Origin of the sequence: Acinetobacter variabilis (assembly GCF_000369625.1) — a bacterium.
Taxonomy (GTDB): domain Bacteria; phylum Pseudomonadota; class Gammaproteobacteria; order Pseudomonadales; family Moraxellaceae; genus Acinetobacter; species Acinetobacter variabilis.
This window is the reverse complement of sequence record NZ_KB850113.1, coordinates 1,056,737-1,079,751: the sequence shown is the minus strand read 5'-3', so window position 1 is coordinate 1,079,751 and position 23,015 is coordinate 1,056,737. Positions and strand designations below refer to the sequence as shown.

Genomic DNA, 23,015 nt, shown 5'->3' with positions numbered 1-23,015 from the left:
CTGAATCTGGAACAGTTTATGTTGGATATTGAAACCCATCCATTACCGCCATTTTTACCGCCCAATGCCAAATTACTGATGTTGGGCAGCTTTCCACCACCCGCAACGCGCTGGAAAATGAATTTTTATTATCCGAATTACCAAAATGATATGTGGCGGATATTTGGGTTAATTTTCTTTAAAAATAAAGATTACTTTTTGGACTTACCCAATAAAAAATTTCAGGAACATCTAATCCGTGAGTTTCTAACTGAAACGGGGATTGCGATTTTTGACAGTGCTTATCAGATCCGACGCCTGAAGGGAAATGCTTCCGATAAATTTCTGGAAATTGTAGTACCAACCAATTTGCAGGATCTATTAGGGAAAATGCCAGACTGCAACCACATCATGACCACAGGCGACAAGGCTACAGATACCCTGATGCTATCGATGCCTGAAGGTACGTTGAAACCAAGTATAGGCGAGCCCACTCAGGCACATTTTCTTGGACGTGAGCTGTATTTATACCGGATGCCGTCTTCATCCCGAGCTTATCCTTTGGCTCTAGATAAGAAAGCAAACAGTTATCGGATGATGTTCGAGCATGTCGGTCTAATTTGAGTTATGAATAAATATAAATTTTAAGTATATTTTTGAAATAAACTTACTTTTAGAAAGTTTTTAAATATTTTCTACCTGCATATTGGGATATTCGACCCAGCGATAATCCTTAACTTTAATATCCCGCACATGATGAAAGCTGGACCAGATCAGTTTGCTCCCTTTACTCCATTTTAAAGCTAAAATACGAGATTCAACTTTCTCAATCTCTTCCGCTGTAGCAGGACGTAAAGAGCCAATTTCTGCATATAGACGTACACCGGGATAATGCTTAAATTTTCCCTTAAACATGGAGCTTAACCAGAAAAGTTTGCTGCTATTCACAGCTTGAATGCATGCAAGTGGCTGATGCTGTAAATTTTCAGAGAAGGTGGTGGAGTAGGTATCAAAAAAGAAACCTGTATTAGACTGCTGATCCAGGAAGACAGTTCCGATCGGAGTAATACTAGGAAAGCCTTGGGGATTGACGGTTGCGATCGAACAATACATTGCTGCACGCTGTGCATTAGCAACTACCTGACGGATATTTTGCCATTCAGAAGGGGAAATCATGATGTTTTCTCTTTATTATTTTAATCAAGCTTAATCTGTATGTCTAAAATAGGCATTGCCATAAAAATATTCAGGTCAAGGCAATTTAACCAATTAAAAATAAGAAATAAATTTCCTATGAACAAAAAGAGCCGATATGGCTCTTTTAAATTTTAGAAATGGAAAATGGAAAAATGAATTAACTATCATATTCCACATAATCCCACAGGTTTAAGCGCGCTTTAATTTCCTTGCGAATATTTGGCAACATTGGAAGTAATGTCCCGTCAATCCATAAACTTAAAGCCTGTGCAGAAATCAGTTGCTGTTGTTCATCGACCAGTTGTGCACCTTTAACCATCACCAGCGTTTCTTCAGAAGCTTCGGTTTCAACACCTTTAAATAGTACCTGTAATTCATAACCGTTATCCTGAATCACCCATTCCAGTTCGATCTGGATATTCTGATTAGATTTAAGTACGACCTGACCTTCGACCAAGTCTGAATCAGACAGGCAATCATGTTCAACCCGTACTTTGGCTAAAAACCATTCTTGTTGAGACAGATCCTGCAAGGTCTTAACAGGGGTGAGAATATCACTGAGTTTAAACTGGCGGCTTAAATCAAAAAATTGCATGGGAGTGGAAAGCGAAAATTCGCAAAATACTAGAAAAGTGTAATTCTAGAGCAATCAACGGAATAGGTAAAACCTTTGTCAGCATTGATCTGATTAATGTATAAGAAATAAGCTGAAAAATATAAGTAGAAAAACTCGATTTAGAGATTTAGTCAATTTTATATTGTTCAGCTTATTACCAATAAAGATCTAAAATATCTAAAGCCAACTATCAATTAAGGAAAAACCACACTAAATGTAATTTGATCGCAATGTATCTGTCATTACATTAACCATTCTCCCGGGAATTTTGTCACCAGATTCATCATATAACGCTGGAATTGTGTTGTTTCAGGGTCATGATTATGCTGAATCACTGAACCATTTTTTTGATGTTCCAGCCAAATGATCTCGCCCTGTTTATTTAACTTAAGTTGATAAGCTATTCTGGGTAAATACTGGTTTAAGGACTTGGTAATTTCATCTTGGAGCTGATCAGATTCAATCACCAGACCGACTTCAGTGTTTAAATATGCAGAACGTGGATCGAAGTTAAAGGAACCAATAAATACCATGCCATCCAGATCAAAGAATTTGGCATGTAGACTGGAACTGTTCTTATTTTTGGCCGGAATAATATTACCGGTCATAATTTCATACCAGGTCCGTTTTGGTCGTTCAATATAGGGTTTAAATTCCCAGAGTTCAATTCCATTTTTGAGGAGCTGTTTACGGTATTGCTGATAATAGGCATGAACCAAAGCAACATCATTTGCCTGGAACGAATTGGTTAAAATTCTGATTTTGACACCCTGTTGGGCACGTTTACTTAAATAATCCGCACCTTCCTGAGTAGGAATAAAATAAGAAGAAACCAGTTCCAGATGGTCTTTGGGCTCACCCATAAGTTCCAGCATATGAGTATAAATATAATCACCATTCTGGGCGCTACGACGGGCCTTGGAAGGGGCATCGGCAACAAAATAGGCATTTCCCCATTTAATCGGGCGCTTTCTCAGCTGTTCATCAATCTGCTGTTCCGCAATACCAACTCGACGTTTCAACTCATTTTTATCGACTTCATCTTCTTTAAATTCGGTTCGCAGCCGTTTTAAAAGTTGTGGATTGCCTGAATCATTTAGAACTTGTCGGATGTCATAGCTCAGATCATCATTCCAGAATTTGATAAAGGTTTGATTCGCATCGTGTGCTGGTTTTCCGGCAAAGAAAATATCGACATCGCTAAACTGAAAGTCTTCACTGGCATCAAAATATTCACTACTGATATTCCGACCACCTGTGACCGCTGCCGTACCATCTGCAATAATCAGTTTATTATGCATGCGCGGATTAACATATTTCATACGGAATCCGTAATCAAGGGCACGCAAATGACGGAATTTATAAGGATTAAATAATCTGACTTCGAAATTAGGATGCTGAGCTAAGGCCAGCAGCTTATCATCCAGTTGAGTTCCGTTCTGGTCATCAATCTGAACCCGAACCTTCACGCCTCGATCAGCGGCTTTTAATAATTGGGAGAGAATCATGTTGCCAATATAGTCATCTTTCCAGATGTAATATTGCAGGTCGAGATGGTATTTGGCCTGATTGATCAGATATAACCTTGCCGCCATACTCATAAAACCATCATATAAAGGCAGATAAGCCGTTTTACCTTCCTGAATCTGTGGTAGCTGTTCCTCTCTAATCCAGTGGGCCGATTGTACGGGAGTAATAGCTTCTTCTTTTGCTGTATTGGGAGCTAATTCACAGCCAGAAATAGTCAGGCTAAAAACAAAAATACTTAAACATGTAATTGACGAGGGCTTAGTCATTGATGTTCCATTTGTTATAGGGGTTTTATTCCTCAACTAGTGATGTTAATGGTTGAATCTCCGAATAGAAAGAGGTTACTGTTAACCATCTGTAAATCAGTAATAAAAGGCTTGTTTTACATGAAATCACGTGCAGCGGTTACATTTGGCTCAGGTCAGCCATTAGAAATTGTGGAAGTAGATGTTGCTCCACCAAAAGCAGGTGAAGTACTGGTAAAAATTAGCCATACTGGCGTATGTCATACCGATGCATTTACCTTGTCTGGTGATGATCCGGAAGGCGTATTTCCAGCAATTTTAGGCCACGAAGGTGCGGGTGTGGTCGTTGAGGTAAGTGAAGGCGTAACGAGTCTGAAACCGGGTGATCATGTGATTCCACTTTACACAGCAGAATGTGGTGAATGTCTGTTCTGTAAATCGGGTAAGACCAACCTGTGTGTAGCGGTTCGTGCGACTCAGGGTAAAGGTGTAATGCCAGATGGAACTACCCGTTTTTCTTATAATGGCCAGCCAATTTATCATTATATGGGCTGTTCAACGTTCTCTGAATATACAGTCGTTGCAGAAGTTTCTCTGGCGAAAATTAACCCTGAAGCTAACCATGAGCAAGTGTGTTTATTGGGCTGTGGCGTGACTACAGGTATTGGTGCAGTACATAACACTGCTAAAGTGCAGGAAGGCGATAGTGTTGCTGTATTTGGCTTAGGCGGTATTGGACTTGCAGTTGTACAAGGGTGCTCGTCAGGCTAAGGCAGGTCGTATTATTGCCGTGGATACCAATCCAGATAAATTCGAACTGGCTAAACAGTTTGGTGCTACTGATTTTGTGAATCCGAAAGACTATGACAAGCCAATTCAGCAAGTGATTGTGGAAATGACCGGTTGGGGCGTAGACCACTCTTTTGAATGTATTGGTAATGTCGACGTAATGCGTTCAGCACTAGAATGTGCGCATCGCGGTTGGGGTCAGTCTGTGATTATTGGCGTAGCAGGTGCAGGTAAAGAAATCTCGACTCGTCCATTCCAGCTAGTCACAAGCCGTAAATGGATGAGTACGGCATTTGGTGGTGTTAAGGGCCGTTCTCAATTACCGGGCATGGTTGAGCAGGCCATGAAAGGCGAAATTCAATTAGAACCATTTGTGACACATACGATGCCATTAGATCAGATCAATGAAGCTTTTGACCTGATGCATGAAGGTAAATCAATCCGTACAGTCATTCATTTTGACTAAGCTGTTTTAATCTAAAAAAGACCGGTACCAATCCGGTCTTTTTTATGCGGCTTTCACTTGATTCAAGATACATTAGTGCATGAAAGCCTCACAGAGAGTCACTGAAACAACACACGCCTGCTAATGTCATTACATGCCAGATGCTTATATTAAATAGGACGTATGAAAATACGTGATAAAACCATTTTAAAGAATAAGGATAAGCTCTATGTCGAATGATAATTTTGATCGTGATGTAATTAAGAATGCGCCTAAAGATGTCCGCGATGATTTAAATGCTGATCCAATTACTGGTGAACCTGGTGCTCATCCTGTGGGTACAGGTATTGGTGCTGCAGGTGGCGCAGCGGCAGGTGCAGCGGTCGGTGCCGCAGGCGGTCCGGTCGGTGCAGCAGTAGGCGGTGTTGTTGGGGCAGTGGTCGGTGGTCTCGCAGGTAAAGGCGTAGGCGAAGCTGTGAACCCGACTGAAGAAGCAGCTTTCTGGCGAGATAATGCTGTTGAAACCCCTTATTATTCAGATGCCCGTACCACGTATAGCGATTTAGATTACGATCGTGACTATGATGCGGCCTATCGTGTCGGTTATGAAAACCGTGGGGCATATGATGCTAATACCCGTTTTGAAGACGTAGAAAGCGATCTGAAAGTAAAATGGGAGCAAGCAAAAGGCCAGTCACGTCTGAACTGGGAACAGGCAAAATTTGCAGTACGTGATGCATGGAATCGCGTAACCCGTTAATTGCAAATGCCAAAACCAAGATCTAATATGCTCTTGGTTTTAAGGAAATGGGCAAAGTCCGCTGACTTTCACGACTTTGTTCATTATTAATATCTGAAAATTAATCACTGAAAGGCTAGAATTCTAGGGCGATAAGTAAAAGTACAAATACTGATAAATATTTTTTTATATTTACTACTTGTCAAAACTGGATAGAGCGCGTATTTTAATTTCAGATTCACATTTTTATGAAAGACATAAACATGTTAAAGCAACCTATCATTTCAAACGCTTATTTTTATTTTTGGCAGTTTAGATAATTGCCTGAATGCGTTTGGGCAATGAAAAGGTTGCCCACCAGTTAATACCTGATCGGCAACCCTGATCAGGTTTTTTTATGCATGTGATTTAACAGTTTTTGGAGACAGACATGACAAACTTTAACTATTCATACTTTAGCAACTTTTATTGGTCTTACTTTAGCCAGCTAATGACGCTTTCGACATCTTCGATTAGACCCATAACGCTCAAATAAAAGTTTGGACTGATTGCCAGTCCCAGGATTTAAAGTCATGAATATTGCAAATACATCACAACAACATCAAACAGAAACCATTTTAGCTTTGCCACAGCAGCTTAAGCAGCGATTGCCACTGTCTCCGCAATTGGCTGTACAAGTCGCTGAACAGCGTCAAATTATTCAAAATATTTTAGAGGGTAAAGATCACCGTTTAATGGTGATTACCGGACCATGTTCCATTCATGATGAAGCTTCCGCACTGGAATATGCAGAAAAATTAAAACAGCTTCAGGAACAGGTCTCAGATCAAATTTTCCTGGTTATGCGGGCTTATATTGAAAAACCACGGACTACTGTCGGCTGGAAAGGCTTCCTGTATGACCCAGAACTCGATGGCTCATCCAATATGCAATTGGGTCTGGAAAAATCTCGTGCACTGTACCTAAAACTGATTGGCATGGGCCTGCCGATTGCCTCAGAGATCTTAAGTCCAATGGCAACGGCGTATTTTGATGATCTATTGACCTGGGGCGCGATTGGCGCGCGTACCAGTGAATCACAAATTCACCGTGAAATTTCCAGCCATATGTCGTACAGCATCGGTTTCAAAAATGGGACAGATGGTTCGATTCAAATTGCTCTTGATGCCATTCAGTCAGCTTCCAACTCCCATCAGTTCATGGGCATGAGTCAATCGGGTTTGCCATGTATCCTGAACTCACAAGGTAATCCAAAAGCACATTTGATCCTGCGTGGTTCAAATAGTGGTCCGAACTACCAGTTGTCTGAAATTGAAAAGATTAAAGCAAAACACTCAATCGATTTGCCGGCCCTGGTTATTGATTGCAGTCATGGCAATAGTTCAAAAAACCCAATGCTACAATCTAAAGTGCTGGAGCAGATCGTCGCTGAACGTTTGCACAACAATGTACGTGGTGTAATGCTCGAAAGTCATCTGGTCGATGGCAACCAGAAAATCTCAGAAGATATGGTTTACGGCCAGTCAGTGACTGATGGATGTCTGGGCTGGACAAAAACCGAGCAATTATTGTTAAATATGGCAGATTCACTGCGATGCGAAAGTTTAAAGCGTAGCGCTTAAACTGACGGTCTTGTCTTTCCTCAATTCGTTGGGGAAAGATATTATGATCGAATATGGGTATTAAGAAGTGTATATTTGGACACTCAAGAAAACTATTCGATATTTTGAAAATTAAAACAATGAGTATTAAAACGATTTTAAAAATTGAATAAAAAATAATTAATTTAAAAAATAAACAATAACAATAACAATAACTTATTAGAGGTCAGTCTGACACTGTTTTTATACAGCGGATGAGTCATGATCCCAGGAATCTTGCTATGTATACAACTGAATTGCTCGATGAAGCACGTAAATTTATGCACCATATGCTGACCAAAGTCGTTGAATATGGTGGTTCCGATCTTTTTATCACAGCTGATTTCCCCCCTAGTATCAAACAGCAGGGGTTAATGAAACCGTTTGGCCAGCAGAAACTCACAGCCGAAAAGACCCGTTTGTTTGCTTATGCCTTGATGAACGAGCGACAGATTCAGGAGTTTGAATCGGTGATGGAATGCAATTTTAGTATTAGCATCCCGAATGTGTCTCGTTTCCGGGTTAATGTCTTCCAGCAACAGCACAATGTAGGCATGGTGATTAGGATCATTACGACAGATATTCCAAGCTTTGAGCAACTAGGCTTACCGGCTTCATTGCAACAGGTCATCATGCAGAAACGTGGTCTGGTGCTGGTAGTCGGCGCAACGGGTGTCGGAAAATCGACTACATTAGCAGCTATGATTGATTACCGTAATACGCATACTGAAGGGCATATTATTACAATCGAAGATCCGGTGGAATATGTCTATCAGCATAAAAAATCGATGATTACCCAGCGGGAAATTGGTGTGGATTGTGTTTCCTGGCACAATGCACTGATTAATACCATGCGGCAGGCACCTGACGTCATCGTGATTGGTGAAATCCGCGATACAGACAGTATGGAACATGCAATTGCCTTTGCTGAATCCGGCCATTTATGTCTTACCACACTTCATTCCAATAATGCCGATCAGGCACTGGACCGGATTATTAACTTCTTCCCGGAAGAACGCCGTAATCAGCTATTGCTAGATTTATCAGCCAATATTAAAGCCGTGATTTCTCAGCGCCTAATTCGTACTGAAGATGGTAAAGGTCGTCGGGCAGCGGTAGAAATTCTGCAAAATACACCTTTAGTTTCTGACCTGATTCGTAAAGGTGAATTCCATGAACTTAAAACGATTATGGCTCGTTCGCGGGAACTGGGCATGCAAACCTTTGATCAAGCGTTGTTTGATTTATATAACCAAGGCATTATTTCTTATGAAGAAGCCTTGCGTAATGCAGACTCCAGCAATGAATTACGTCTACAAATCAAGCTAAAGAGCAGTCGTATTAATCCAGTCTTACGGGCAGAAAATGCACAAATATCACTTCTGGAACAGTCCAGATTACGTGCACTTTCTCCTGATTAATCTTTGCTTTTTATTAACAGACTGTCATTCAGCTCAATAGAACTGAGTCATAAATCTTCTTTAATGGTGGCTTTTAAGCAAGGCAGTTTTCGGCCATCTATCTATTTTAAATTCTATCCTTTCTGTCCTGACGAATTTAATTTAACCCTGTCTGCATTTATCCTAAATATGATCTTTTCATCGTAATATTCTTTTAAAGTGGAATAGTTTTAAAAATCAAATCATGTCCACTTAATTGATATTTTATTGAACTGTATCACATATTTTTCCAAAAATATTTTCTTTATAAATCAAATCTATTTGAGGCTTTAAAAAAAACGCTGCACAATAAAAATCAAATGATATTGGCATGAATCAAGCATTTAAAATTCATGTAATTGTGTATTTCCAGGGGAAGAGAATGTTCACGGCAGAACTGTTGGACGAAGCAAAAAAATTCATGCATCACATGCTGACCAAAGTAGTGGAATATGGGGGCTCAGACTTATTTATTACCGCAGATTTTCCACCGAGTATTAAACACCAGGGCTTAATGAAGCCCTTTGGACAACAGACCTTAACTGCTGAAAAAACCAAACTGTTTGCCTATAGCTTGATGAATGACAAACAGCGTCAAGAGTTTGAAGCTGAACTAGAATGTAACTTCGCGATTACCGTGCCGGGTGTATCGCGCTTCCGAGTAAATGTTTTCGTACAACAGCTTCAGGTTGGGATGGTGATCCGGACCATTACGGCAGAAATTCCAAATTTTCAGAAACTGAAATTACCAGAATCATTGAAACACGTGATTATGGAAAAACGTGGTCTGGTACTGGTTGTGGGAGGAACAGGTTCAGGTAAATCGACCTCTTTGGCAGCGATGATCGACTACCGCAATGAAAATTCTGCAGGGCATATTATTACCGTGGAAGACCCAGTGGAATATGTGCATAAGCACAAGAAATCTATGATTACTCACCGTGAAGTCGGGGTAGATTGCCATTCCTGGCACAATGCGTTGAAAAATACCTTGCGTCAGGCACCTGATGTGATTCTGATTGGTGAGATTCGCGATACTGAAACCATGGAACACGCAATTGCCTTCGCCGAAACCGGACATTTATGTCTGGGCACACTGCATTCCAATAATGCTAACCAGACTTTGGACCGGATTATTAACTTCTTCCCGGAAGAACGCCGTAATCAGTTATTGATGGATCTATCTTCGAATATGAAGGCAATTATTTCCCAGCGTCTGATTCGTACTCAGGATGGGAAAGGCCGTCGGGCTGCGATTGAAATCATGTTAAATACACCTTTGATTTCTGATCTGATTTTAAAAGGTGAGTTTCATGAGCTGAAAGCTATTATGGGCAAATCTCGTGAACTGGGCATGCAGACTTTCGATCAGGCCTTATTTGACCTGTATAACGAGGGTGCGATTTCTTATGAGGAAGCATTGCGTAATGCCGATTCGACTAATGAATTACGTTTACAGATCAAGCTGAAAAGCAACCGCCAAGATAATCCTGCTGCCGGAGAAGCAACACAATTCACGATGATGCAAGAACCGAAAGCTGAAGAAAAAGAACAAGAAAATACTTCAGCATCTGAATAAATACATCTTCGTGTCAGAATTAAAACAGGCAGTTCATCTGCCTGTTTTTTATTATATTTAGACATTAACTTGTATTAGGCAGTCTTAACTTGAACGACCAATTTAAAGTAAACAATACTGCATAGGGTGAGTAAACTACAGAGAATAAAGGCGAACTGATAACTATAAGTCGCAATAAGCACCCCAATCAGGAGCGAGCCGACCGCAATTCCTACATCATAAAAGGTATAAAAGGTCGAAGTCGCATAACCAATTCGGTGTTTCGGTGCACGTTGAATGGCCAGTGTCTGGATGCAAGGTTGTGCGCTACCAAAACCGACACCAATCAATACCGCAGCCAGCAGGAATCCCCACAACGTCTGAATCTGACTGAGTAAAAAAAGTCCTAAACTAAATACTAATAGCGCAGGATAAATCACATATTGTGGACCTTTGCGATCGTAAATTTTTCCGGTAATCGGACGTAAACTCATCATGGAAATGGCGAATACGACAAAGAATAAACTGGCATAAGCCATCAGGTTTTTACTGGCAGCAAAAGGTGCAATAAAAGACATGATGCTGGCATAAGAGAAAGAAATCAGAGCTGCCAGAACAGCAACAGGCAATGCTTTCTTTTCTACAACATCAGACAACGCCAGTCCTTTTTTCTCAGGAATAGTTTGAATGATGTGCTCAGGCTCTTTGACCGGAATCATTAAGCAGAAAGCAAATCCGATAAAAACTAATGCAATAAGCAGCATTGTGATCTGAAAATAAGACCAGTATTCAATCAGACTTAAGCCAATCAATGGTCCTAGAACAATACCCAGATTGACTGACATGACGTAATAGCCCATGCCTTCGCCTTTACGCTGTTCTGGAATAAACTGATTTACTACAGGGACACAGACTGTAGTCAAAATACTAAACCAGATCCCATGCAAAAAACGGATGATAAATAAGGTCATCAGCTGATCGGCAAGCAAATAGGCTAGGGAAAATAGACTGAAAAAGATTCCAGAAACAATCAAGGTTTTACGGATACCCAATTTTTCAATAATTAAGCCGCTAAATGGACGTACCGCAATCGCTGAAATCATAAACAAAGTCATAGCCAGACCAGCTTGGGCTAAGTTTCCGCCTAATTCTTTCAGGATATAAATTGGTAAAATTGTAGTTTGTGCAAAATAGAAAATAAATAAAAACAGGTTATTGGCCAGACACAGCACAAAAGGCTTGGTCCATAATGGCGCTGCATTGACGTTCATGATTTTCCTAAAATGATATGCTGTAAGACGCTGGGCTCAGCATGGGAAATTATTGTTATAAATAAGCGCGACCTATTCAGGAGCGAAGTGAATATGATCAAGACTTTAGGAAAAATAAGTGAAAAATACAATGATATTTCATGATAAATACATGAAATTTAATTTGAACTAGGAAATGCGGCGATTGATCTTTAATAAAAGAATCAGCCCGAAGGCTGATTTTCTAAATTTAAACCGGCTTAGAGACCAGCTTCATATTCTGTATTGGAAAGCAGCTTTTCAACATCTGCCATATTGTCCGGTTTGATTTTATAGATCCAACCTTTGCCATATGGGTCGTCATTAATAAAATCAGGATCATCTTCAAGATCAGGATTGATTTCAACCACTACACCAGACACCGGTGCATGAATATCGGAAGCCGTTTTGACAGATTCAACGACACCGGCTTGTTCGCCCGCAGTAATATGTGAATCAAGATCTGGTGCTTCTACATAGACCAGATCACCTAACGCATCCTGTGCATGGTCGGAAATACCGGTCACAACAAGATCACCCTCAATGCGCACCCATTCATGTGTACTTGCGTACTTTAATTCTGCAGGATGATTCATTGATAACTCCTTAAAAATCTTAAGATCATTTTTGACATGTTTTATACATTCTTTTTAAGCAAAACAAAAGGCTTATGCTTCCTTATAAATAAGGATCTCTACGCCAGTTGCTCGGGCTACGACCACTCCAGCGCTTAAACGCCCGACTAAAATTGGCTACATCGCTATAGCCAAGTTCATCAGCGATCTGCTCCAGAGTAAAGTCTGTACGGGATAATAAGGAAGTGGCATGCCGGTAGCGCACTTCATCCACCAGCGTAGAGAAAGAAGTACCTTCAGCGGCCAACTGACGCTTTAAGGTTCGATCTGACATATGCAGGCGTTCAGCTACGCTTTCAATACTCAGATAATGCTGTTCGGAATGAGTCAGGATATCCCGTACCCGCATGGCAATCCGGTGCCGTTCCCCTAGGGCTGATAATTCGGCTTCACACTGGTTAATCGCAATCTGGCTGGCAATTGGATCAGCATGTACCAGCTTGTTCATCAGGTAACTTTTATCAAAGCTTAAAATTAAATGGGGCTGTTCAAAACGGAACTGATGCGTAGGAAATTTTGCCATAAAGCGCTCAAAACCTTCCGGCTTTTTGAAATCAAAGTCGATTTCTCCGGTTGCATCGTTAACCCCTGTAATAGCCTTAGCCATACTGATCAGACCAATCATCAGGGCAATCGAAATTTCTGTACGAAGCGGTTCAAGCTGAATATCAGTTTGCAGCTGTACCGTTGCCTTAGCGCCAAAGGTCGAGAAAAATAACTGCAGGAAGGGTAAACGTAACTGAATGAATCGGTTCGCCAGCACCAGAGCTTCGGTAATATTATTCGCCGTCATGATGGCATAACCGATAAAGCCATGAATCGAAATCCGCATCTGGGTACCTAAGTGATAACCCAATGTCGGTTCACCAGTGAGTTTCAGGGCATGCTTGACCAGTTCATTGGCCACTGGTGTCGGAATACGGTATTCAGAATCTGCCAATTGTTCACTGGTCAGGCCAAAAGGCTTAAAAAGCGACTCATTATTATACCCCCAGCGGGAAATGACATCGAGAAGCAAGAGACCGTATACACCTGGAATACCTTGGTCTTGGCGTGGAGCTATTGTTTTCATGCGCGATCCGTTGCACTCATTCAAATTTTTTTATTTTCACTTCATATTGGTATGAAAAAGCCATTTTCTTGATAAAAATTGTTGGGCAAAGCTGCGGCTATTTCCACAAGAAAATTTCAATCGACTTCAAGCAGAGTAGCCTAATTTAAAGTTGAAAATCAATGTAAACCAGAGATATTTTAGGTATTTAATTTTAAGGCTACAGATTTCTATTAATTCAGAATAGGGCTGTTTTTTGAATAATCTAGAATTTAAAAATGCCTGTGGAATAGTTGATATTCCCATAAAAGCAAACCAAAGCATTACTATTCAAGTGACTCAAATAGAATGCTTCGGTTTTTGTTGTAGAGCTTAGCTACTACTGAATAGAGAGCAATTATGCTTCATGCAAGCTGTCAGATTTGGCATGTTGCTGTACTAAAAAGCCGCCGGTTTGACGTTGCCATAGCTGCGCATAAATCCCGTTTAAGGCAACCAGTTCATCATGCGTACCTTGCTCAGCAATTTTACCTTGATCCATCACAATCAGACGATCCATCTGTGCAATGGTAGAAAGACGATGTGCAATGGCAATAACCGTTTTACCTTGCATCAAGTCATCCAGACTATTCTGAATAGCCGCTTCGACCTCGGAATCCAGCGCACTGGTGGCTTCATCCAGAATCAGAATCGGCGCATCTTTCAGGAATACTCGGGAAATGGCAATACGTTGACGCTGTCCACCAGAAAGCTTTACGCCACGTTCACCCACATAGGCGTCATAGCCTCTACGGCCACGCAAATCAGTCAGATTCGGAATGAATTCTTCTGCTTTGGCCTTGCGTACAGCTTCAAACATTTCTTCATCAGTCGCATCTGGACGACCGTATTTAATATTTTCAGCAACGGTACGATGCAGCAAAGACGTATCCTGAGTGACCAGCGCAATATTTTTACGCAGACTGTCCTGAGTGACATCGGCAATATCCTGGCCATCAATCAGAATACGGCCCTGATTCAGATGATAGAAATGCAGTAACAATTGAATCAGAGTTGATTTACCGGCACCGGAACGACCTACGATGCCGATTTTTTCACCCGGACGAATGGTCAGATTAAACTGGTCAATGACCGGTTTTTCATTATAGGCAAAAGTGACATTATCGAATTTAATCTCACCGTGTTTCAGTTCCAGTTCTTTCGCATCTTCTTTGTCTTGAATATTGATTCGACGACCTAGAGTTTTCATCCCGTCCTGAATAGTACCGACATTTTCAAACAGGGCAGAGGTCTGCCACATCATAAACTCGGCAATACTATTCAGCTTTAATACCATCGCTGTGGTGGCTGCAATAATCCCTAGCTGCGCCTGACCTTGCATCCAGAGCCAGATCGCAGTTCCCAGCACACCTGCATATAGCACAACACTCAGCATCAGAATGCTGATTTCGTATTGAGCGCCCAGACGCATCTGTTTATACACCGTAACCATAAATTCCTGCATAGAGGATTTGGCATACTGACTTTCGCGACCTGCATGCGCAAACAGTTTTACGGTTTGAATATTGGTATAGGCATCAGTCACACGTCCGGTCATGACTGCACGTGCATCCGCTTGTAAGGATGAAATCTTGCTTAATCTTGGAATAAAATAGCAGGCAGCACAGATAAACAGTAATAGCCAGACCATAAGCGGCAAAATAAGTAAGGGTGAAATGGCACCCAAAACAATATTAATTGTGACGAAATAAATCAGCACATAGGCCAACATATCGCCCAAAATGACCCAGAATTCCCGGATCGCTAGCGCCGTTTGCATGACTTTGGCCGATAACCGTCCGGCAAAATCATTATGGAAGAAGTCCAAACTCTGTTTGAGCAATAAATTATGGAAGCGCCAACGCAGACGCATCGGGAAATTACTATATAAAATCTGATGCTTGATCAGGGACTGGGCACTGGCAAACAGGATGTTAGCCAGCAAGATAATACTTAATAAGGTCAGGTTGCTGGCATGTTGATCTAAAAAAGTTTCTGGCTGACTTTGACTCAACCAGTTCACCAGATCGCCAATTTTTGAATACAGTAAGGCCTCAAAACTGGCTGCACCCGCGGTACATAGCACCAGAATCAGCAAATAACGGCGTACCCCATAGGCTGCTTGCCAGACAAAGGGAAAAAACCTGGTGGGCAAAGGTTGATTCAGGTTTTTGGTGGGATAGGGATCTACCAGCCGTTCAAGCCATCGAAACATTCACGTACTCTTATCATGTATTTTCTTTGCGAAGATTATAAAGGATTCTACTTTTTGAAGTCTGAATTTGAGTGAAATTGCCACAAATGTTTAACCAAATCAAACTTTAGGTTGCAGAGCAAAAACTCATGCCAGATTTATACCAAATAATATGAAGACCAAAAATAAGAGATTGAATTCATTTTAAATACTGAATAAAAAGCCCAAAATAAGAGATTATTTCGGGCTTAAGTTGAGAGGTTAGTTTAAGTGATAATCGGAGATGAAGAACTCGCGTTAAAACATTCCTTAAAATCACTTCCAGAAGGCGCCTGATACACCTTCAATCCAAATTCCGGAATAATCGCCAGAATATGGTCCATGATATCTGACTGGATATTTTCATACTCTGCCCAAACCGTCGTATTGGTGAAAGCATAAATTTCCAGTGGCAAGCCTTCGCTAGTCGGTTGTAACTGACGCACCATTAACGAGAAATTTTTGGCAATACCGGGATGCTGTTGTAGATAAAATTCCAGATAAGCGCGGAACGTGCCTAAATTGGTCAGACGGCGCTGGTTGTATTGTGAATGATGCTGGAGCTGCTGGTTAAACTTCTCTAGTTCTTCTGATTTGGTATTCAGATATTGATCCAGCAGGATAAAATTTTTCAGCTTGTTCTGTTCTTCAGCTGTCATGAAATGTACGCTGGTTTGATCAATATGAATTGAACGTTTGATCCGGCGGGCACCCGCTTCCTGCATGCCGCGCCAGTTTTTAAAGGTATCAGTCACCAGTTTATTGGTCGGAATCGTGGTCACTGTTTTGTCAAAGTTCTGCACAGTCACTGTGTGTAATGACATATCAATGACATCACCATCGGCGTTTAGGGTCGGCATTTCAATCCAGTCACCAATACGTACCATGTCATAAGATGAAATCTGAACCGAAGCGACCAGTGACAGAATCGTATTTTGAAAGACTAGCATCAGGACAGCAGCCATCGCACCAAAACCTGCAAGTAAGGTAAATACATCTTTTTTCAGGAAAGTGCCTAAAATCATCAAGCCACAAACAATGAAGATGATCAGCTTGACCAGCTGTAAATAACCTTTAATCGGCTTGTTGCGTGACTTGGGATTACGCTGATAAATCAGGTTAAAGATATTCAGTAACTCACCGAGTGCCAGAGCAATGGTCAGGAAAATAAACGCCTGAGCACCCATTTGTACAAAAGTTTGTACTTTATCGGATAAATGCGGGACAGTGGTAATCCCGTTCATGATCACGATTGCCGGAACAATATTGGAAATCCGGCGAATCACACTATGTTCAGCAAAAATCTGATTATTGGCAAAGGGCATTTTGGAAATCAGTTGACGGATGCCACGTACAACAATCTGTTTGGCAAACACATTGGCAAGAATGGCCAGTAAAATCACAATACTCAGTGAAGATAACATTTCCAGCCATGGGTACTGATCGGCCCAATCTCGAATATTCTGAATAAAATTAAACTGTTCCAACTGATCTTTCTCTTTAACTCAAAAAATTTGTTAGAGTTTATAGGTTTAAACGCAATTTTTTAATCTTGGATAACCTTTTAAAACATATCTTTCTTAGAGGATGCGAACTTAATCACTATTCAGGCATTTATTTTTTCCTTCAGGTTAATTCAGATTAAATAGATCAATGGAAATTGATTGGTTAATGGCTAGGAAACGTGAAAAATCGATAGAACAGCCTAACTTGGTATTCCTATACTTCTTTTTAAACTTTAAAAAATTAAAAAGGTCAAAGTGAATTAAAAGAATTTGGTATAGCGTTTATTATGTTAATTCGACATAACTTAATGTTTATTTTAAATTTTCTATACTTACTTTTTATAGGGGATAGTGCTAGGATTAAAATCATATAATCTTAATCATTAAAAATGAAAAATCTTCAAATAGTTATAGCACAAGCTCTACATTTCTATGAACTGGAACATATTGAGCAATCAATAAGCTATGAAATTAATAACACTATATTAGAGATAGTGGTTAATGATGAATCTTTTGAAAAAATTGATTGTTACTTGTATTCAAAAAAAGATCCGAAAAAAATTCTTAAAAGCTCTATATATTATGTAATAGCACTCTTAGAAAGAGCAAAGTATAGGGTAGAAAAAACTCAGCAAAATAACGTGAGTCCTTTGCATATCTGCTTATACGTTATTAAGAAAATTGAGGGATTTATTGCATATTTACAGACTAAATTTTAGTTATTAGCGCTTTCATTTAAGGCTCGTTATATGAAATCTGAAGTTTCCAAATAAGATTTAAATTGAGTGAAATTTGCTATCTATTAAAACAAGAATATGCAAAAGGCAAGCTGACATAAACTTAATGAAACAGATTAAAAAAACCGGCAAATATGCCGGTTTTTTATTTATGCTTTCCTTTTAAGGAAAATGTGCTTACCACATTAAATCATCAGGAATCACATAAGCTGCATATGGGTCTTCTTCATCAGTGGTTTCTTCATTTTTCTCTGAATTATTCACGATGATAAAGCCTTCCATTTTCGAATTGATGCGATCCGCCAGAGCTTTAGGCAGGAAGGCATAACTCTCATTTTCACGTGCAATCACCAGACTGCCAGCGACCAGTGCATTATAAATCTGCTGGTTGATATAAACTTTCTTGATCTTGCTGTCATCAATAAACTGATAACTGATCTCACCATCCGTATCGCGGATTTTATGCTGATTAATCATCTGCATGATGGCCGCTTTGAGTTCTTTTTCCTGCAACTGGACTTTTTTCGCCTGTTCAATCGCTTGGTCTTTAGCCAGCTTTTCCTGTTTGTCCTGCTCAATCTTTGCCTTGATTTCGGCTTCTTTACTGTCGCCTGTGCGCTTTTCATGTACAGCCTGTTTAGACAGTTTTTTGGCTTTTTTATTATCGACCAGGCCTGCCTTTAACAATTGTGCCTGTAATGCATTTTTAACCATAAGAGTTTCCAGAAATTAGTCGTGTTGATGTCGATAACGTAAATAGATCACCCAATAGGTCAGGCTAAGCAGCAGGCTTAACGCTGTAGGGACCAGGAATGCATTTAATTTTAAATAAGGATAAATCCAGCTGGCAAGTATGCCACCCATTAAAAAGCCGACCAAGATCAGCATATGCAGGATCACTTTACGGGATTCTACTACCAGACCACGCAGGCGATAGCCCATAGCCAGACCTAAATCTGTCAGTACACCAGACAGATGTGTGGTCCGGATAATCGCACCTTTATAATGACTGACCATGGCATTTTGTACGCCCATCGCGACACAGGCCCATAACAAGGCATAACGCGGGAAATAGGGCAATAATAGCCAGCAAATGAATATAAAAAAAGCCACCAGGCTTAAAGGATAACCATACAGGCGCCCCAAGCGAAAGTGACTATTTCCTAAAATCAGCCCGCTATACATCGAGCCAATCACATAACAGAGCGTAACCAGAATCAGATACAGAATCTGGCGTGGTTGCCAGTCCAGCAGCGCCATTGCCAGCATACTAACGTTACCGGTCATATGTGAAACGGACTGATGCAACACGGTCACCAGTCCTAATACATTAATCATTCCGGCATTTACCGCAAGGAAGAATGCACCCAGTTGAACCCACGATGGTAAACGCTGTAATGGCATGGCAATATCATTAGCAAAACATCTTGATTCTTCAATATAAAATCAATCTGTAGCGCGGTCTACTGCTGTTGTAAATAAAACATCGGTAGATGAGTTGAGTGCAGTCTCGGTAGAGTCCTGCAATACACTGATCACCATACCAATTGCCACCACTTGCATTGCGATATCTGAAGAAATCCCGAACAGGCCACAAGCCACGGGAATCAGCAATAGTGAACCACCAGCCACACCTGAAGCACCACACGCAGACACAGTCGCTACGATAGAAAGAATTAGCATAGTGGTGAAGTCAACATTAACACCTAAAGTATTTACTGCAGCTAAAGACAACACGGTAATCGTCACTGATGCACCGGCCATGTTAATTGCTGCACCTAAAGGAATTGCTACGCTTGAAGTAGTCTCTTTCACACCTAAGCGTTTTGCCAAGTCCAGGTTTACCGGAATATTGGCAGCAGAACTGCGGGTAAAGAACGCGGTAATGCCACTTTCACGTAAACAGGTAAACACCAGTGGATACGGATTACGACGGGTAATGAAACCGACCATTAATGGGTTAATCACCAAGGCTACAAATACCATCGTGCCCAATAAAACAGCTAATAAATGCGCGTAACTAGTCAGAGTATCTAGACCGGCTTCGGCAAAAGTCACGGCAACCAGACCAAAAATACCGACTGGTGCAAAGCTGATCACCAGACGAATTACATAATTGATGGCATTGGCAGCGTCATTCAGACAGGTTTTAGTTGTGTGCGATGCATGACGGAAGGCAATCCCTAACGCAATTGACCATGCCAGAATCCCAATAAAATTCGCTTCAGCAATGGCAACCACCGGGTTCGCCACAAAGCTCAGCACCAGATTTTTGAGAATTTCACCTAGGCTGCCTGGTGGCTGTAAATCACCTTGCGCTGCAATATCCAGGAACAATGTACTTGGAAATAAAATACTGGCGATGACAGCGCTTAGTGCTGCCAGGAACATGCCGACAGCATACATCAGCATAATAGGTCTTATCGTTGAATTAGTCTGGCCAACCTGGAAATTTGCAATTGATGCAAGAACCAGAATGAAAACCAGAACTGGCGCGACGGATTTTAGTGCCTTAATAAACAGATCACCTAACAGACTTAAGGAAGGTGCAGCTTCAGGAAATAACAGAGCCACACCAACGCCTAGAATAATGGCGATGATGATTCGGGAGACTAAACTCAGACGCGATAGGGCAGAAAACATAAGGTTGCCTTGTGAAAATTACGAGGGCTAAATGCGAAAAAAATTTGCGTTATTTTATACTTAAATTAAGGATCGCTTAAAATATATTTTTAGATAATATTTAAGTGACTGAAAATTAATAAATAATTAAGATGGTTTTTTATCTTGATCGTATTATTTCCATACAAAATTCTTAGAATTGGCCAGATTTACTGATCGGTTTTTAATCTTTATTTTTTAGATGAATATAGAATTTAAATCAATCATTTCCAGTTATATTTCAGTTGAATTCTTTGCATGACAGCATGTCTATCATGCAAAGAATTGAAAAATCTTAAATCATATAATGCTGAGGCTTTTCGAAAATTTCCGGTGCCAGATCCTGAATCGCCTGAAAATGGGTCAGATAAATCTGTCCACTCAAATGTGTCATGAGTTTGGAGGCCTGCAAACGGTCGAATACCGGGCCTTTCACTTCTGCAAAATGCAGGCGAATATTCAGTTTAGACAATTCAGCATTGAGCTCTTCCAGCGTTTCCAAGGCACTCAAGTCAATCGCACTGATACTGGAGCAGTTCAAAATCACATGCTCTAACTTGTCATTTAAACTTAACTGATTAATCAGATAACCTTTTAAGGTATGCGCATTTAAAAAACTTAGGTTTTCATCAATACGCAGAGACAGTACCCGATCAGAAGTCATCACCTGATGACGCTGGATATTCCGGAAATGCTGGGTGCCTTCGACCAGACCCACAACAGCAATATGAGGACGGCTGATGCGCCATAGCATAAGAATAAAGGTCGAAATAATCCCGACGATCAGGCCAGTGGTGATATCCAGTAATACCACACCAAAAAAGGTAATCCACATGGCAATGCCGTCAGCTTTGGAATAACGCCAGGCATCGACGAAAGGCTGGAAATTGACCAGTTTCCAGATAGATACAATAATGGTTGCAGCCAGAATGGTCAGTGGTAGATCCTCAAAGAAGCTGGTAAAGAACAGACTGACCACGACAATCAATAAAGAAGACAATACGCCAGCCAAAGGTGTTTTGGCGCCAGCGTCAGCATTAACCACAGTACGTGATAAACTACCGGTTACAGGAAAGGCGGAACTGATTCCGGCACTGATATTGGCTACACCGAGCGCAATCAGTTCCTGGTTGCTATTTAAATTACTACGCTGCTGTAGCGCCGTTGCCTGAGCAATAGAGAGAGATTCCACAAAACTGATCATGGCAATCATGCTGGCACCCGGTAATAAGGTCATCACCAGTTCCCAGTTCCAGTGCGGGAAAGACAAAGGCGGAAAGCCTGAAGGAATTTCTCCGACAGTTTTAATTCCCTGAACTTTTAAGTCTAAAAAAAGAACGGCTGCAATACCGAGAAAAACCAGAATCAGTGGAACTGCCCGAACCAGAAAATCAGTCGAACCGATCCGGCTTTGTATGGCTTGGGATTTTAATAGTTTCGGCAGATAAACCAGTAAACCGATAGAAAGCAGGCCAAAGATCAGACTCGGAAGATGCAAAAGTGGCAAATATTCAACCAGGCTTTTCACTAGCTCGGGAATATTATTGGCTTTTAAAGGTAAATCAACCAAAAACTTGAACTGACCAAAAGCAATCAATAAAGCCGAAGCAATAATAAAACTCTGAATGACGGGATGGCTGATCAGTTGAATTAAAAAGCCGAAACGGAACACACCCAAAAGCAGGGAAATAATGCCGACCATCAATGCCAATAAAGTTGCCGCTTCAATATAGACCGGAGAACCCACTTCAAATAAAGGATTCAGTGTGGCAAAGGTCATCATGGAAATGATCGCCACTGGTCCAATCGATAAAGTCGTACTGCCGCCCAATAAGGCATAAATGATCATTGGCAAAATACTGGCATAGAGTCCCATAATCGGTGGCAAACCTGCCAGCATGGCATAGGCCATCCCTTGGGGTACCAGCATCGCAACGACAATCAGGGCAGCCAATACATCCGATTTTAATTTCACCGGGTTGTACTGACTTAACCATGACCAGGCAGGGAGTCTATTGAGTAGTCTAGACTTAAAATTTGGCATATACAGGTCTAAATCACAAATATAGATATATTATGCACAAATTCTGCTAAGAAGTCTTAGGATATAAATAGGTGATCATTCACATTTTAAAAAATGAATGAGGAGACAAAGGATCCAGGCAAAAGACTTAAAACGCTCAATAGAGAAAATTTAAATCAGGCAGATCGCTTTAAAATAAAACAGGACGAATGAGGTAAATTACAGCTTTAAGCGACTGCTTGATTTACACAGTAGATTTGATAAAGCTTGTTTAACATTTCTACCAGATTCTGGTCTTTGATCGAATAATAGACCTGTTTACCGTCTCGACGGGTATTTACCGCATCGCTTTTACGCAAAATCATGAGCTGCTGAGACAGGGTTGGCTGTCTGATCTCGGTAATCTCTTCAATTTGAGAGACATTCAGTTCATTTTGGGAGAGATGACATAAAATGAGCAGTCGGTCCGTATTGGCCATTAACTTTAAAATACCGACAACCTGTTGAGCTGAATCCCGCATCGCGGCAATTTCAAGATCGGTTTTCATTTACTATGTCCATTTATACAATTACAGCGCGCGAATTATACGACTCGAACAGCGTGAATTGATGGATAGAAAGCGTGAATTACTATGGTTTTTAATGAATTGTGTTATCAAGAATAG

19 protein-coding genes and 1 pseudogene are annotated in these 23,015 nt (G+C 40.8%); 7 read left to right on the top strand and 13 right to left on the bottom strand.

Annotated elements, in window-relative coordinates; all coding sequences use genetic code 11:
• The first annotated feature begins 18 nt into the window (after window positions 1-18).
• Complete coding sequence (locus tag F897_RS10875; RefSeq protein WP_005235856.1) at window positions 19-603, top strand: uracil-DNA glycosylase family protein; 585 nt, start codon at window positions 19-21, stop codon at window positions 601-603.
• Between the two features lie 60 nt (window positions 604-663).
• Here the strand turns inward: F897_RS10875 and F897_RS10870 are convergent, their stop codons facing one another.
• The 3 genes from F897_RS10870 to F897_RS10860 all read right to left on the bottom strand — a co-directional run bounded on the left by F897_RS10870 (window position 664) and on the right by F897_RS10860 (window position 3,588).
• Window positions 664-1,155 (bottom strand): pyridoxamine 5'-phosphate oxidase family protein, encoded by a 492-nt coding sequence (locus tag F897_RS10870; RefSeq protein WP_005235855.1) that lies wholly within the window; start codon window positions 1,153-1,155, stop codon window positions 664-666.
• Between the two features lie 178 nt (window positions 1,156-1,333).
• Window positions 1,334-1,771, bottom strand: a complete 438-nt coding sequence (locus tag F897_RS10865) for a hypothetical protein (RefSeq protein ID WP_005235854.1) — start codon at window positions 1,769-1,771, stop codon at window positions 1,334-1,336.
• Window positions 1,772-2,034: 263 nt separating this feature from the next.
• Entirely contained in the window at window positions 2,035-3,588 is a 1,554-nt protein-coding gene (locus tag F897_RS10860; protein ID WP_005235853.1) for a phospholipase D family protein, read from the bottom strand.
• A gap of 120 nt (window positions 3,589-3,708) precedes the next feature.
• Here F897_RS10860 and F897_RS10855 point away from each other — a divergent pair.
• From F897_RS10855 to F897_RS10835, 5 genes and pseudogenes are all read left to right on the top strand, one after another.
• Window positions 3,709-4,822, top strand: a pseudogene (locus tag F897_RS10855) (S-(hydroxymethyl)glutathione dehydrogenase/class III alcohol dehydrogenase).
• A gap of 208 nt (window positions 4,823-5,030) precedes the next feature.
• Window positions 5,031-5,561 carry a hypothetical protein gene (locus F897_RS10850; protein WP_005235848.1) on the top strand — a complete coding sequence of 177 codons (531 nt, stop codon included), beginning with the start codon at window positions 5,031-5,033 and terminating at the stop codon, window positions 5,559-5,561.
• A gap of 551 nt (window positions 5,562-6,112) precedes the next feature.
• Window positions 6,113-7,162 (top strand): 3-deoxy-7-phosphoheptulonate synthase, encoded by a 1,050-nt coding sequence (locus F897_RS10845; protein WP_005235846.1) that lies wholly within the window; start codon window positions 6,113-6,115, stop codon window positions 7,160-7,162.
• Window positions 7,163-7,422: 260 nt separating this feature from the next.
• Window positions 7,423-8,601, top strand: a complete 1,179-nt coding sequence (locus tag F897_RS10840; protein ID WP_005235844.1) for a PilT/PilU family type 4a pilus ATPase — start codon at window positions 7,423-7,425, stop codon at window positions 8,599-8,601.
• 400 nt (window positions 8,602-9,001) lie between these two features.
• Window positions 9,002-10,198, top strand: a complete 1,197-nt coding sequence (locus F897_RS10835) for a PilT/PilU family type 4a pilus ATPase (protein ID WP_005235842.1) — start codon at window positions 9,002-9,004, stop codon at window positions 10,196-10,198.
• Window positions 10,199-10,272: 74 nt separating this feature from the next.
• Here F897_RS10835 and F897_RS10830 read toward each other — a convergent pair whose 3' ends face one another.
• The 5 genes from F897_RS10830 to F897_RS10810 all read right to left on the bottom strand — a co-directional run bounded on the left by F897_RS10830 (window position 10,273) and on the right by F897_RS10810 (window position 16,911).
• Entirely contained in the window at window positions 10,273-11,448 is a 1,176-nt protein-coding gene (locus F897_RS10830) for an MFS transporter (RefSeq protein WP_005235840.1), read from the bottom strand.
• A 239-nt stretch (window positions 11,449-11,687) separates the two neighbouring features.
• The gene (gcvH, locus tag F897_RS10825; protein WP_004280423.1) at window positions 11,688-12,062 is read right to left on the bottom strand and encodes a glycine cleavage system protein GcvH; all 375 of its coding nucleotides are present in this window, start codon (window positions 12,060-12,062) and stop codon (window positions 11,688-11,690) included.
• Between the two features lie 82 nt (window positions 12,063-12,144).
• Window positions 12,145-13,173 (bottom strand): AraC family transcriptional regulator, encoded by a 1,029-nt coding sequence (locus tag F897_RS10820; RefSeq protein WP_005235838.1) that lies wholly within the window; start codon window positions 13,171-13,173, stop codon window positions 12,145-12,147.
• A gap of 376 nt (window positions 13,174-13,549) precedes the next feature.
• Entirely contained in the window at window positions 13,550-15,406 is a 1,857-nt protein-coding gene (locus F897_RS10815; RefSeq protein ID WP_005235837.1) for an ABC transporter ATP-binding protein, read from the bottom strand.
• A 245-nt stretch (window positions 15,407-15,651) separates the two neighbouring features.
• The gene (locus F897_RS10810) at window positions 15,652-16,911 is read right to left on the bottom strand and encodes a mechanosensitive ion channel family protein (protein WP_005235835.1); all 1,260 of its coding nucleotides are present in this window, start codon (window positions 16,909-16,911) and stop codon (window positions 15,652-15,654) included.
• A gap of 407 nt (window positions 16,912-17,318) precedes the next feature.
• Between F897_RS10810 and F897_RS10805 the strand changes: the two genes are divergently transcribed.
• Window positions 17,319-17,648 carry a hypothetical protein gene (locus F897_RS10805; RefSeq protein WP_005235833.1) on the top strand — a complete coding sequence of 110 codons (330 nt, stop codon included), beginning with the start codon at window positions 17,319-17,321 and terminating at the stop codon, window positions 17,646-17,648.
• A gap of 195 nt (window positions 17,649-17,843) precedes the next feature.
• Here the strand turns inward: F897_RS10805 and F897_RS10800 are convergent, their stop codons facing one another.
• The 5 genes from F897_RS10800 to F897_RS10780 all read right to left on the bottom strand — a co-directional run bounded on the left by F897_RS10800 (window position 17,844) and on the right by F897_RS10780 (window position 22,898).
• Window positions 17,844-18,380, bottom strand: a complete 537-nt coding sequence (locus F897_RS10800) for a DUF2058 domain-containing protein (protein ID WP_004785589.1) — start codon at window positions 18,378-18,380, stop codon at window positions 17,844-17,846.
• Window positions 18,381-18,395: 15 nt separating this feature from the next.
• The gene (locus F897_RS10795) at window positions 18,396-19,070 is read right to left on the bottom strand and encodes a YoaK family protein (RefSeq protein ID WP_005235831.1); all 675 of its coding nucleotides are present in this window, start codon (window positions 19,068-19,070) and stop codon (window positions 18,396-18,398) included.
• 42 nt (window positions 19,071-19,112) lie between these two features.
• Complete coding sequence (sstT, locus tag F897_RS10790) at window positions 19,113-20,309, bottom strand: serine/threonine transporter SstT (protein WP_004785593.1); 1,197 nt, start codon at window positions 20,307-20,309, stop codon at window positions 19,113-19,115.
• 313 nt (window positions 20,310-20,622) lie between these two features.
• Window positions 20,623-22,371 (bottom strand): SulP family inorganic anion transporter, encoded by a 1,749-nt coding sequence (locus F897_RS10785; RefSeq protein ID WP_005235829.1) that lies wholly within the window; start codon window positions 22,369-22,371, stop codon window positions 20,623-20,625.
• Window positions 22,372-22,577: 206 nt separating this feature from the next.
• On the bottom strand, window positions 22,578-22,898 hold the full coding sequence (locus tag F897_RS10780) for an ArsR/SmtB family transcription factor (RefSeq protein WP_005235827.1): 321 nt from the start codon (window positions 22,896-22,898) through the stop codon (window positions 22,578-22,580).
• Between the last annotated feature and the right edge of the window lie 117 nt (window positions 22,899-23,015).